General features: G+C 70.6%; 12 protein-coding genes. 1 reads left to right on the top strand and 11 read right to left on the bottom strand.

Annotated elements, in window-relative coordinates; all coding sequences use genetic code 11:
* Positions 1–225: 225 nt before the first annotated feature.
* The 11 genes from OP79_RS30260 to OP79_RS30310 all read right to left on the bottom strand — a co-directional run bounded on the left by OP79_RS30260 (position 226) and on the right by OP79_RS30310 (position 10,592).
* The gene (locus OP79_RS30260) at positions 226–1,644 is read right to left on the bottom strand and encodes an FAD-binding oxidoreductase (protein WP_033324694.1); all 1,419 of its coding nucleotides are present in this window, start codon (positions 1,642–1,644) and stop codon (positions 226–228) included.
* 65 nt (positions 1,645–1,709) lie between these two features.
* Positions 1,710–2,078, bottom strand: coding sequence for a hypothetical protein (locus OP79_RS30265; protein ID WP_033324695.1), 369 nt, complete (start codon positions 2,076–2,078; stop codon positions 1,710–1,712).
* A gap of 109 nt (positions 2,079–2,187) precedes the next feature.
* Complete coding sequence (locus OP79_RS30270) at positions 2,188–2,382, bottom strand: acyl-CoA carboxylase subunit epsilon (protein ID WP_033324696.1); 195 nt, start codon at positions 2,380–2,382, stop codon at positions 2,188–2,190.
* A gap of 20 nt (positions 2,383–2,402) precedes the next feature.
* Positions 2,403–3,971, bottom strand: coding sequence for an acyl-CoA carboxylase subunit beta (locus tag OP79_RS30275; protein WP_033324697.1), 1,569 nt, complete (start codon positions 3,969–3,971; stop codon positions 2,403–2,405).
* Positions 3,968–4,183: a DUF6059 family protein gene (locus OP79_RS30280; protein WP_245685502.1), complete on the bottom strand. Its 216-nt coding sequence runs from the start codon at positions 4,181–4,183 to the stop codon at positions 3,968–3,970. Before OP79_RS30280 ends, OP79_RS30275 begins: the two co-directional genes overlap by 4 nt.
* Before the next feature lie 393 nt (positions 4,184–4,576).
* Entirely contained in the window at positions 4,577–5,467 is an 891-nt protein-coding gene (locus tag OP79_RS30285) for a 4'-phosphopantetheinyl transferase family protein (RefSeq protein ID WP_063742018.1), read from the bottom strand.
* On the bottom strand, positions 5,464–7,293 hold the full coding sequence (locus OP79_RS30290) for an acyl-CoA dehydrogenase family protein (RefSeq protein ID WP_063742020.1): 1,830 nt from the start codon (positions 7,291–7,293) through the stop codon (positions 5,464–5,466). The genes OP79_RS30285 and OP79_RS30290 overlap by 4 nt, the downstream gene beginning before the upstream one ends.
* A complete protein-coding gene (locus OP79_RS30295; protein WP_033324698.1) occupies positions 7,290–8,246 on the bottom strand; it encodes an aromatase/cyclase in 957 nt (318 codons plus the stop codon). Before OP79_RS30295 ends, OP79_RS30290 begins: the two co-directional genes overlap by 4 nt.
* A gap of 211 nt (positions 8,247–8,457) precedes the next feature.
* Positions 8,458–8,724 (bottom strand): phosphopantetheine-binding protein, encoded by a 267-nt coding sequence (locus OP79_RS30300; RefSeq protein ID WP_033324699.1) that lies wholly within the window; start codon positions 8,722–8,724, stop codon positions 8,458–8,460.
* A 128-nt stretch (positions 8,725–8,852) separates the two neighbouring features.
* Positions 8,853–9,677, bottom strand: coding sequence for a thioesterase II family protein (locus OP79_RS30305; protein WP_063742022.1), 825 nt, complete (start codon positions 9,675–9,677; stop codon positions 8,853–8,855).
* A gap of 93 nt (positions 9,678–9,770) precedes the next feature.
* Positions 9,771–10,592, bottom strand: coding sequence for an AfsR/SARP family transcriptional regulator (locus OP79_RS30310; RefSeq protein ID WP_033324701.1), 822 nt, complete (start codon positions 10,590–10,592; stop codon positions 9,771–9,773).
* A gap of 803 nt (positions 10,593–11,395) precedes the next feature.
* On the opposite strand from OP79_RS30310, the gene OP79_RS30315 reads away from it, so the two are divergent.
* Positions 11,396–12,337, top strand: coding sequence for a ScbA/BarX family gamma-butyrolactone biosynthesis protein (locus OP79_RS30315; protein ID WP_033324703.1), 942 nt, complete (start codon positions 11,396–11,398; stop codon positions 12,335–12,337).
* Positions 12,338–12,592: the final 255 nt, after the last annotated feature.

Consider the following 12,592-nt stretch of genomic DNA (forward strand, 5'->3'; position numbering starts at 1 on the left):
CCCCGGGCCCGAGCCACCGCGGCGTCGGCGCTCATCGGCAGCACGGACGCCCTGGAGGCGGGCCGGTCCAAGACCGGCACCTGGTCGTAGGTGAACGTCGGGCGCAGTGCAGGGATGCGCCCGATGGGTGGTCGACGAGGGTCCCGGGCCGGGCGCAGTGCGGCGGTCTCCGTTCACCGGCGGCCGTAGCGGTCCGAGTCCGGAGTGCCGCCCTGCGCACCGTGGTCAGCCGACCGCCGCCGCGCCGCCGATGCTCTGGCCGTGCCGGAAGAAGCCGTCGGGGTCGTAGGCCCGCTTGACGGCGCGCAGCCGGGCGGCGTTCTCCGCGTAGTGGTCGCTCTCCCACTCCGCCGGCACCCGGGAGTTGGGGAAGTTGATGTACGAGCCGGTGGCCAGCGGGGCGAGGGCGGCGCCGCACCGGTCGGCCCACGCGTCGAGTTCCGCCGGGCCCTGGACCGCCGCCTCCTCGTCGCGGGTCGCGATCTGAAAACCCGTCAGGAACTGGGCGTCCCGGTGCACGTACGCGGTCTCGGCGCGACCGACGCGGTTGGCGGCGCCGCCGAGCGCGATGCACAGCAGATAGCGCTCGTTGTCCAGGTCCGGGTTCCAGGCCTGCAACAGGGCGTCTGCCTCGGCACGGGTGACGGGCCGATCGGTGAGCCGGTAGGTCTGCCGGGTGTAGGGGTGGCGGTGGCCGACCGCGTCGGGGTGAGTGCCGGTGCGGTGGCACTGCTGGACGGTCTTGGCGCCGCACAGTGCCTCGTGCATGACGTCGGCGTACAGCCCGGGCGCGCCGACCTCGCGGTGCAGGGGTTTGGTGCCGGTGCGCTCGGTGAGCTCGTCGAGGGCGCGTTCGAGGTCCTCGGGTGCGCCGTGGTGCACGCCCCAGATCTTGATGACCGGCTTGCCGCCGGGCCCGAAAATGCCGGGCAGCACGACGAGAGAGGTGCCGAGGTCATCGGAGCCCTCGGCCGCCCAGGCCTGCCAGGCGGCCAGCACGTCGGCGGCGTCCTCGTGCGGCCACAGCGTCTCGAAGCCGATCAGCCGCGGGGCGTCGACGGGGCGCAGCTCGAACTCGGTGACGATCCCGAAGTTCCCGCCGCCGCCACCGCGCAGCGCCCAGTACAGGTCGGGGTGCTCGTCCGCGGACGCGCGCACGGTCCGGCCATCGGCGAGGACGACGCGGGCGGAGACGATCCGGTCGCTGCCGACGCCGAACTTGCGGGTCTGCCAGCCCAGTCCGCCGCCGGTCAGGAAGCCTCCCTGGCTGACGGTGGGAAAGGTACCGGTGATGATCTGGCGGCCCAGCGGCTTGAGGGTGTCGAGCGCGTCGAGCGACTGGATGCCGGCGCCGATGCGCACGGTGTGGCCGTCGGCGACGGCGTGGTTCATCCGGGACAGGTCGATGACCAGGCCCGTACCGGTCGACCAGCCGTTGAAGCTGTGCCCGGCGCCACGGACGTGCGTGGCGATGCCGGTCTCGCGGGCGTGGCGCACGCAGGCGAGGACGTCGTCGACGGACTCGCAATAGGCGATGCCGTGCGGCGTGATGGTGTCGTACTCGGTGTTCTGGAGCTGCTTGGCGAGCGGGTACCCCGGATCTGACGGGAGAACGAGCTCACCCTTGAGTTCATCGCGCAGCATGGGGCTTCTTCCTCCGTGGCTTCCCGGTCCGGGGTACGAGGCGAATGCGCTGCTCGCCGTCCGGCCTACTTGTCGATGCCGAACTTGCGAGCGATGACCTTGTTGCCTTCGTGGCCGCGCAGCAACTCGCCCGTGGGCGAGTAGAAGTTGCCGCCGCCGACTCCCTCCCAGTGGTCGTCGGAGATGAACTCGCCGGTCACGAAGACATGCGCCTCGCCGACGTGCTGGCCCTCGGGGCTGACGGCGAGGATGTGGAAGTTGTAGTTGAAGGAGTCCGGTCCGGTGGACTCCCAGTTGCCCAGGCCGATGTTCTTGGCGTTGACCTGGTAGCAGGTGACGCCGCCGTCACCTGAGAAGGACGCCAGTCCGAACACGGACCTGCCATCGTCCACCAGCTCCGTGGTCCAGGTTCCGACAAGCCTTGCGTCGGTCATGGCGATACTCCTGACGTGGTCTTGGTTTGTGTCGTGTGCCGTCATCACGGTGCCGCCCCCGGCTGGAGCGGCACTTGAACAGCCCTGCACCGCACGGGACGGGCGTCGGTCACCTGCCGCGCCATGTCCCGGCGGCTGCGTACGGATTCCGGTGCGCGCGGTACCAGCCGGTGCCGACGATCTCCTGCCGCGCCGCTGTCTCCTCGGTGGCGGCCCGCTGCGTCAGCAGGGCTGTCAGGACCACGGTGAGGGCCGCGGTCTCCTCTGCCGAAGGACTGCCGCCGGTGATCTGCCAGGCGGTCATGGGTCTCGTCCCCTCGCCCGTCACACCGGCGGGTTGCCATGCTTGCGGGAAGGGGTGTCCGCGTACTTGGAGCGCAGCATCGCGAGCGCTCCGATCAGCGCCGAGCGGGTCTCGGCGGGGTCGATGACGTCGTCCACCAGCCCGCGCTCGGCGGCGTAGTAGGGGTGCATCAGCTCGGACTGGTATTCCTTGATCTTCCGCGCTCGCACGGCGTCGGGATCGTCCGCAGCGGCGATCTCCCTGCGGAAGATGACATTGGCGGCGCCCTCGGCACCCATGACGGCTATCTCGTTGCTGGGCCAGGCCAGCGACACGTCCGCGCCGATGGACCGCGAGTCCATGACGATGTACGCGCCGCCGTACGCCTTGCGCAGGATCAGTTGTATCCGCGGGACGGTCGCGTTGCAGTAGGCGTACAGCAGTTTGGCACCGTGCCGGATGATCCCGCCGTGCTCCTGGTCCACGCCCGGCAGGAAGCCGGGTACGTCCACGAGAGTCACCAGGGGAATGCAGAAGGCGTCGCAGAACTGCACGAAACGCGCGGCCTTCTCGCTGGCGTGGATGTCGAGGACCCCGGCGAAGGCGGAGGGCTGGTTGGCCACGACACCTGTGACGTGCCCGTCCAGGCGCACGAGCGCACAGACCACGTTGGTCGCCCAGCCGGGCTGGATCTCGAAGTACTCTCCGTCGTCGACGATCTCCTCGATGACCGCGCGTATGTCGTACGCCTGGTTGGCGTTGGCCGGGACGATCTCCCGCAGGCTCTCGGTCGGCCGACGGGCCGGGTCCTGCGACAGTTGACGCGGCGCCGTCTCACGGTTGTTGGACGGCAGCAGGGACAGCAGGTAGCGCACGTCCTCGAGGCAGGTGGCCTCGTCGTCGTAGGCGAAGGCCGCGACGCCGGAGACGGTGGCGTGGACGTCGGCACCGCCGAGCCCGTTCTGCGTGATCTCCTCGCCGGTGACGGCCTTGACGACGTCCGGCCCGGTGATGAACATCTGCGAGGTCTCGCGCACCATGAACACGAAATCCGTCAGCGCCGGCGAGTAGGCGGCTCCGCCCGCGCACGGGCCGAGCATCACGGAAATCTGCGGGATGACACCCGAGGCCTTCGTGTTGCGCTGGAAGATGCCGCCGTAGCCGGCGAGCGCGGTGACACCCTCCTGGATACGGGCGCCGGCGCCGTCGTTGAGGGAGACCAGGGGGGCGCCGGCCGCCAGCGCCAGGTCCATCACCTTGTGGATCTTTGCCGCGTGGGCCTCGCCGAGGGCGCCGCCGAAGATGCGGAAGTCGTGCGCGTAGACGAAGACGGTACGGCCGTGGACGGTGCCCCATCCGGTGATCACACCGTCGGTGTAGGGCCGCTTGTCCTCCAGCCCGAACCCGGTCGCACGATGCCGTCGCAGAGCCTCGATCTCCTGGAACGAACCCTCGTCCAGCAGGAGGTCGATGCGTTCGCGGGCGGTCAGCTTGCCTTTGGCATGCTGCCGTGCGGTGGCCTTGTCGTCGGGGCCGCCGACCGCCAGCGCTTTGATCTCGGCGAGTTCGGTCAGCCGGTCACGTACCGGACCCTCGGTAGCGATGCTCATGCGGTGTCCTCCGGGTGCGACAGCGAGCGTGCCAGGTTCCGTTCGACCGCGCTGAGCGGGATGTCGGGGCGAAGGCGCTCGGGGTGCCCCGGCGGGGGTTTGAGCAGGGTCCGCTTCTGCTCCGGAACCCGCTCCTGCCCGGGCTCCTCCGGAATGGGGATGTAGACCCAGATGGCGCCCGCCGCCACCAGCGACCGGCCGATGGCTCGCACAAACGCGGTGGTTATCGACCAGGCATCCACGAGTCCCCCGTCACCGAGGACGTACCTGTCAGCAGCGGCATGACCGTCCTCCTCACTTCCCGATACGCAGTGTCGGACTCGCCCACACTCACAGGACGGGCTCAACGGCGCTTGGAGGTGCGCTCGAGAACCGGCCGCGTCCCACGCACGGTCACCGGTCTCGGACGGGGCAGGCCCAGCTGGTCGCGCAGGGTGCGCCGTTGGCAGGGTGCGCCGTTGCACGAGACGCCTCCCAGCGGTTGGCCCGGACTCGGCCGGACGACATCGCGGCGGGGAGTGGAGCAGAGACTGCTCGAGGAACGCTCAGGCCATGGCCTTCGGCCCCGCCGTCCTGCCGGGTCGGCGGCCCCGTCCCGCGGATCCTCAAGCGCCTGCCGAGCGGGGCTGCTGTGCTGTCGGCGCGGACAACTCCACAGGCAGCAACTGCGCGACGAGGCTCATGGACCTCTCGTCCGCCACGGTCTGCCCGGCAGCCCAGGGCGTCGCGCGGGGGGCCTGGTCGTAGCGGGCCACGGTGACCAGATAGCGCTCCAGTGCCCGGTAGGTGCCGAACGCCCAGGCGCCGCGTTCCGCCGGGCCGCCGTCCGGTGCGAGCAGCCCGCTGTCGTGGCCGTCGGGGAGTTCTCCCTCCACGCCCGGGGGGAAACCGAACTCGTCGAACGCCAGACGCAGTCCCTGCCCCAGCGCCTTGGTGTACGCCTCCTTCAGCGTCCACAGGCGCAGCAGGGCGGCTGTCTGTCGCGGGCCGTCCAGGCCGCTCAGGAAGGCCCGTTCGGCTGGCGTGCACATGCGCCGGCGCATCACGTCCAAGGTCAGTGTGCGCGAGAGCGGTTCGGCATCGACGCCGATCCGTCCGCCGCGGCTGATGCCGACCACGATGAGCTCGCCGGTGTGGGACAGCCCCACATCGACCTGCCCCAGCCCGCGCAGATGGGGCCGCCCGCCGATCTTGTAGGCGAGGTCGAGTTCGGCGGCTTCGGTGCCCAGCGCGGCCGCCGCCGTGTGCTTCAGCACCAGCCGCGCGGCGACGAACCGGTGTCGCACCTGGGGATCGGCGGTACGCCGGTAACGCGGCCAGTCCCGGCCGAGCAGCAGGCGCAGTCGGGGCTCGGTGACGACGGCGCTCAGCCATTCCCCCCAGGTGGTGAACACCACCGCGTTGCCGCGGCGGTGCATCCCCTCCCGAACCTCGTCCCACGGTCCGGCCGGTCCCGCCACGTGCACGGGTGGGGTGATGCGGGGCCCTGGCGTCATTCGGTCGGCTCCTCCCGGGCTCCCAGCGTGAGCGCGATGCCGTCGAGGTCAAGGCCGCGCCCCGTGCGATGGCGGCGCAGCAGTTCGTCGAGGACGCCCGTCACGCAGTCCTGAGGTGGGTCCGGCAGCGCGAGCCCCAGCCTGCGACCGAGCCGGGACAGGCCGAGGACGGCCCAGCCGTCCTCGGCGAGGAAGGGATCGTCGCCCTCCTGCCCCTCCCGGACGGCGAGAACGGCGGCGGCCGCGACGACGAGTCCGTAGCGGTCGCTCAAGGCGCAGGCCGCGGGACCGGACAGGGCTTCGCCGAACCCGCCCGGCAGCAGGGCGCACTGATCGCGCAGCGCACGCAGTTCCGTGCCGAAGGCTTGCGCCATCCGCGCGAGCAGCCTGGTGCGGCCCCCGCCGCGGCCCGGCCGGGTGAACCTTTCGGCGGCGCCGACCAGGGAGGCGGCAAGGAAGTCCCCGCCGCCGGCGAAGGCCAGCGCCCGGTGGTTCAGCGGCGGCACGTCCGCAGGGCCGCGGAACAGTTCGGCGGGCGGTTCCTCCTCAATGAACCAGGAGTGGTTGGCGAGGCCGCCCAGCTGAGGCACGATGACCGCCTGGCAGGCGGCGGCGCCCTCGCGGCCGAGACCCGCGGCCGGCAGATCACGCACCAGTTTGGCGAGGATGCCGTGCAGCAGGTCGTCACCGGGCCGACGGTGCGAGCCGAGCACCGCGGCCAGTTCCTCCAGTCCGTCCTGGAGCAGGGTGGACACCGTGTAGGTGGCGGCGACCGTCGGCACATGGGTCCGGTCGGGCAGCGCGCCGACCGCCCGCAGGCACATCGTGGTCACGGCGTCGCAGACGAGCAGGTCGGTGAAGACTCCGGCGAGCGGCCGGTGCCAGCGGCGGGCCGGTGGCCCGCAGCGCCCGTCGGTGGCCGCGCCCACGGCGGACCGCAGGACCGGATCGACGGCTGCGGTCACGGCCCCGGCGACCAGGCATCGGTTGACCTGGTTCATACGAAGTGCCAGGGCGGCCCCGTCCCCGGGAGCGCCCACGAGGGCGTCGTCAGGTACCGGGCACTCGGTGAACCGCAGCCCGGAGAAGAGTGCTCCGCGCATCCCCTCGGTCGCCACGCGCGGCAACCGGTGGATCCGCCCGGGGGGCAGCCGCGCAGGGTCCACCAGCAGCACGGAGTGGGTGCGGGGACCGGAGGCGGCGGTGCGTGCGTGGACCAGGTAGAGGTCCGCTCGGGCCGCGTCCGGGACGACGGCCTTGCTGCCGCCGAGGAGCATGCCCGCGCCGTCGGCGCGGCGCCAGGCGTTGATCTGCTCGCGTCGGACCCCGCCCGCCGGCGCGAGCCCCGGATGCACCACGGTGGCCCGTCCGCCGCCCAGGAGCAGCCGAGTCATGGTGTGCCGCTGTTCGGCGGTGCCGGCCGCCCATACCGCGGAGGAGGCGAACAGCGAGGTGATGCCGCCGGCGAAACCGAGCGCCACATCGCGCCGGAACACCGGCCGCAGGACCTTCATGAGCAGGTCGGCCCGGGTCAGGGTGCCGCCGTGGCCCGCAGGGACAAACTCGGATGCGAGCCCTGCCTCGGCGAGCAGCCGTTCGGTCGCCCATGGGGGTCGGCGGTCCTGCGCGGCGGTGACGAACGCCGCGAAGCCATGCGCGTTGGCCGGGTCGTACGGGTCGCCGAGCAGGGCGTCCAGACGAGCGGCCCGGCGCAGGGCGCCGGTGACCGGTCCGTCCGGGGGGCTGTCTTCGTCGACGGTGCCGGAAGCGGCGGTGCGCCGTTCGGTGCTCCGGTAGGCAGTGCGCGCCTCTGCGGTAGTGGTCATGACATTCCTGGGACGTGCAGCCCGAGCGCGTCGGCCGCGTCCTCCGCGTGCCTGCGTGCGAGTCCGAGCAGCGTGGCGCTGTCCCGGGTGATGGTCTCGCGGACATACCGGCGGGCGTCGGACAGGTCGGCGTCCTCCCCCAGGACGCGGGTGACATCCTGTTCGTTCAGCACCACTTGGTGCCGCACGCGCACGCTCACTCCCGTAGGGTCGGGCTCCACCGACCATTCGCCGGCCTGCCCGGCGATCAGAGCGGGCGGATCGGTCAGGCTGTAGACGATGAGTCCGGCGCCGGGGAAGCACAGGCGTACGGCGCGGCTCTTCTCGGCGCCCTCGGCCGTGGTGCGCACCATCTGGATGCCGGGTACGTCCTCGTCCAGGTGGACATCCCTCAGTCCTGGAATGCTGCCGGTCCAGGCACCCGCTCGGTACAGAAAGCCGTAGACCAGTTCTGCGGGTCCGTCGACGCGTACCGCGTCCTCGACGGTCAGGACCAGCTCGTCGAGGACGGTCCAGCTCTCCGTGAGGCGCTTCAGGTCGGCCATGTGCCTGCGGATGGCGGCGTCGCCGATCGGGTCCGCCGGGAGACGATCGTCCACCGTCGGGAACTCGCGCACCAGCGTCAGCACCGAGGAACCGCCGGGCAACTGCTCGACGCTCCAGATGCCGAGCATGCCGTCCACGGCTCCCGAGCCCGTCTCGTGGCGGAACTCGATCCGCCGCGCACCGGGATCGAGCGTGCGCCGGGTGACCCAGGACGTCACGCCGTCACTGTTCAGTGCCCACATGCGCAGGCGCTGTTCGGGGCCTTCCAGGTCCAGCTGCTCCACATACACGTTCGGGGCGCAGAACAGCGGCCAGTGCTTGGCGTCTGCGATGAACCCGTAGACGACTCCGGCGGGTGCGGCCACCTCGATCCGATGCGATGTGCGGTGCACGGCCGGTGCGGGCATCGGCGTTCACCCCCTTCTCGTTGCGGGGGACGACCGTATGCGCCACCCCTCGAGCCCCGGTGGAGCGGGAGTCGAGAACGGTGGTGGCCACGCGGGAGCCGGGCACGGTCCCGACCTGGCCGCCTGCTGAATCCGGGCACCACGCAAAGGGGGGCGGCACATGGGACCGCCCCCCCTGCGCGTGCAAACGGGTGTCCGAGGACGCCGTCGCTCAGGCCGCGCGGGAAGCGTCTGCGAGCACCTGATTGACGACGCCGAGGTACTGGCGCGGGGTCTCGGCCTCCTCCAGGGCCTCCTCGTCGAGGGCGACGCCGTGGTCGCGCTCGATGGCGCCGGTGACCTGAAGCAGGGCCAGCGAGTCGTAGTTGAGCTCGGAGAACGGAACGTCCAGGACATCGCCGTCCAGGTCGTAGGTGTCGCTGTCACCGGCGTTGGTGCGCAGCAGGACGACCAGATCCTTGATGTCGAGCGGTTGCATCGGTGGCTCTCTCTTTTCTCGTGCCGAGCACGTTCAGCGGTGAGTTGGTCTGTGAGAGGTCATCAGCGGTGCCTGGCTTGACGCGGCACCGGGCGGCGGCCCGGGTCCCGGCGGGGACGCCACGCGTATCACCGGGCCACGAAGGCTCGTGAGCCGGGCCGCTGTAGCTCACCGTGGCGCGTGGCCAGGACGCCCGGCCCTTCCGCGGCCGGGGCGCAACCAAGGCGCCGTACGACACGGATGGCACGCCCGAGAAGGCGGGGCAGCGCGTCTTCTCGTACGAAGAAGTGGTCGCCGGCGACCGTGCGCGTCACCACCGGACCGGCGCTCCATCCGCGCCAGCCGTCGACCACGGAAGGCGGGGCCAGCGGGTCGCGGTTTCCGGAGACGGCGAGCAGCGGCACCGGCACCCGGCCGTCGAGGGCCGCGGTGCGGCGGGCCGCGACGCGGAGCGCGTGCGCCAGGCGCAGATCGTCGCGCAGCACGGGCAGCAACGCCCGGTGCCAGTAGTCGCCCGGCACCGCGCCGTCGGGCACGGCCCCCATGATGCGGAGCCGGTCCATCAAAGTGGCGTCGAAGGTGTGGCAGTTGTCGGACAGTTCGCTGGCCTGGTCCGGCGGCGGGCAAGCCCCGACGGCCAGCAGGGCGGGAAGCGGGAGGCCCCGTTCCTGAAGGGCCTGGGTGAGGGTGTGGGCCACCATGGCGCCCAGGCTGTGCCCGTACAGGACGTACGTCCGGTCCGGCTCGGGCCTGACGCGTTCCAGCAGATCGGCGACGAGTGCCGTCCGGTCCGTCAGACGCGGTTCACGCCGTCGGCTCTCCCGGCCCGGCAGCAGCACGGGCACGGTCTCGACCGTGGGACCCAGGGGGCGCGCCCACCCGCGGAAGGCAGAGACTCCGGCTCCTGCGTGCGCGAAGCAGTACAGCCGTACGAGTGCCGCTTTGTTCGCCATGTCCGCCCCTCCTTGGCCCTGGTTCAGCGGGCCCCATCAGCCTTGCCGACGGTGCTAGAGGCGGGCTCGAAGCGGTCACAACGGTTGACCGAGTCAGGTTGTGTAGAGGTCGAAGGTCGAGGCCCGGCGAGGGCCTGCGGCGACGTCCAGGGCGGGGTCCACGCTCAGCATGGCCTGGTGCAGGCGTTGCAGTTGAGGCGACGGTTCCACGCCCAGTTCCTCGATGAGCCGTACGCGCAGCTTCCGGTAGACGTCGAGTGCCGCGGCCTGTCGGCCCGATCGGTACAGCGCCAGCATGGCCTGCGAATGCAGCCCCTCGTGCTGGGGGTGGCGCGCGATGAGGTCCCTGAGTTCGGCGATCAGTTCCGTGTGCCTGCCCAGGCGCAGTTCCGCGTCGATCCGCCGTTCCATCGTGCCGAGCCTGCTTTCCTCCAGGCGGACCGTCTCGATGGTCAGCAACGGTCCGACGCGTACGTCGACCAGAGCCGGGCCCTGCCAAAGGTCCAGCGCCTGACGGAGCGTTTCCGCTGCGCGCGCGTCATCGCCGGCCTCGAACGCCGCACGACCCGCGGCCACGAGCCGCTCGTAGGCGTGCACATCGACGCTGTCGGGGGAGATCTGCAGCACATATCCCCCGTGCCGAGTGGCCAGGACATCCTTGGCGTTGCGCGGGGAGTCGGGCCCCATGGCCGTGCCGAGCCGTCGGCGCAGCTGAAGGATGTAGGTCTGCAAGGTGGTGAGGGCACTTACCGGCGGTTCGCCGCCCCAGATCTCCTCCATCAGGGTCGGTACGGGCATCACACGGCCTGGGTACAGCGCGAGCAGCGCCAGGATCTGTCGCGGTTTGCTCGCTGTCGGCGCGATCGGCACACCACCGATCTCGGCACTGAGTGGACCCAGTATCTGAATCCTCATGTATCCGTCCCCCTTCGCGTCTTCTTCTCCCCGAGCATGCGTTCGAAGAGCGGGTGTACTGCCGCACCGTAACGGCCAGAAATCGGCCACACGCGGTTCCTTGAGCCCTCGTCAAGTGGGCTTCCACTCGCTCCAGAACGGCGACAGGGCGGTGATATAACACCTTGCGAGCGGTGCCGCTCAGCTCGACACCGGTACCGGGCGGAGCCTGCCTCGGGGTTCACCGGCACCCAGGGGTGCGCCGCTCCACGGAGCAAGGGCCTCAGCAGCAGACGCCTTCGGCGACTCGAGGGCTATGAGCGCCCCTTCTCCCCTCGCCCTCCAGGGTCCCAGCACCTGAATGCCCACCCCAATTCCCCTGTCGCCGCCGTAAGCGTCGTCGAATTTCTCGCCATGACGGCGAGTAGAACACCGATTAAAAACAGGCCATGCGGTTTGTCGATGCTCGGCCGATCGACCCGTTTGTTCCTGGGAGTCCGTACGGAACCTGTGGCCGGCCACAGGTTCCCCACCGGCCGCCAGGAGACCCCGGTGGCCAGTGCACCCTCCAGCCCGACAGAGCAGGGACGGCCGGTTCTTCCCTCGATCGGCTTCCCGTGACCTCAAAGGAAATGGGGCCTTTTTCGCTACCGGTCGGCTGAGATCATTCGGCGTCGGAGCCATGCATCCCGAGCCGCCGCGTCCGGGCCACGGAATCCGAACACTTGACCGTTCCTTTGCCAGGCCGCAATTGAGAACCAAACCGGTAGGTCCGTATCTTATGCGTTCGGACACGCTTTCAGCGCACTCAACGGGGGATCGAGATGACTTCGCTGCATACCCATGTTCCGGCACCTGCCGTTCCCGGGCTGACCACCACAGTCCCGAAGGAGTACGTCCACCGCGCAAGCCTGGCCGAGGTCTTCCTCACCAGGTGTGCGAGGCAGAGCGAGAACCACTTCTCGCTCTCCGGCCAGTGGCCGCGGGCGCACACCTTCTTCCAGGCCGCGGACGGCAGCCGTCACGACCCGCTGCTGACAGCTGAGACGTTCCGTCAGGCCGGCCTGTTCCTGGCCCACGCCGAACTCGGAGTACCGCTCGGGTACCACTTCGTCATGTGGGATCTCTGGTTCAGCACCGAGCTCGATCAGCTGCACATCGGCTCCACGCCCACCGACATCGAGCTGAGCGCCGTGTGCACGGACATCACCTTTCGGGGTGGCAGGGCCACCGGGTTCCGTATGGAGCTGTCCATACGGCGCGGCGGCACCGTTGTCGCCGTCGGCGGCGGCCGGTTCACCTGCATCTCGCCCGCCGTCTACCGGCGGCTGCGCGGCAGCCGCCTCGGCTGCGACCTGAGCAGCCGGCGTGGCCTGCCGCGCCCCACGATGCCGCCGGCCACGGTCGGACGCGACCGGCCGGAGGACGTGGTGCTCTCGCCCACCGAGCAGCCCAACCGCTGGCTGCTGAAGCCGGATCCGGACCATCCGGTCCTGTTCGACCACGAGGGAGACCATTACCCGGGGATGGTCCTTCTGGAGGCGGCCCGGCAGGCCACGTGCGGGCTCATGCGCCCGTACACGATCACACCGTCCGCGATCTCCACCGTCTTTCACCGCTACGCGGAGTTCGACGAGGCGTGCATCATCGAGGCGACACCCACCGCCTCGCAGGAACGCGACCTGGCGGCCATCGAGGTGACGGGGCATCAGGACGGTCGGCAGGTCTTCACGTCCCTGCTGACCGGCTCGCTCCACTGCCCGTAAGCCCGGCATCCCGGCACGGCCACAGCGGCCACTCAGCGGAAGGCACGGATCGCAGGGCCCCTACCGACAGCGTCATCCGGCAGGGGCCACCGGCCGCTCGCACGGCGCCCGGACACCGAGGTCTTCAACGATCTAGTGCCCCGGTAGGCAACGTTTGCCCGTCAAGGAGCGCCCGCCGCGGAGCGGCTGTGTCACCGCGGTGCGTGCTCTCGGCGTGCCGGGTGCAAGCCCTCGTACTGGACGTACTTGGGCTTG

Origin of the sequence: Streptomyces yerevanensis (assembly GCF_000716805.1) — a bacterium.
Lineage (GTDB): Bacteria > Actinomycetota > Actinomycetes > Streptomycetales > Streptomycetaceae > Streptomyces > Streptomyces flaveus.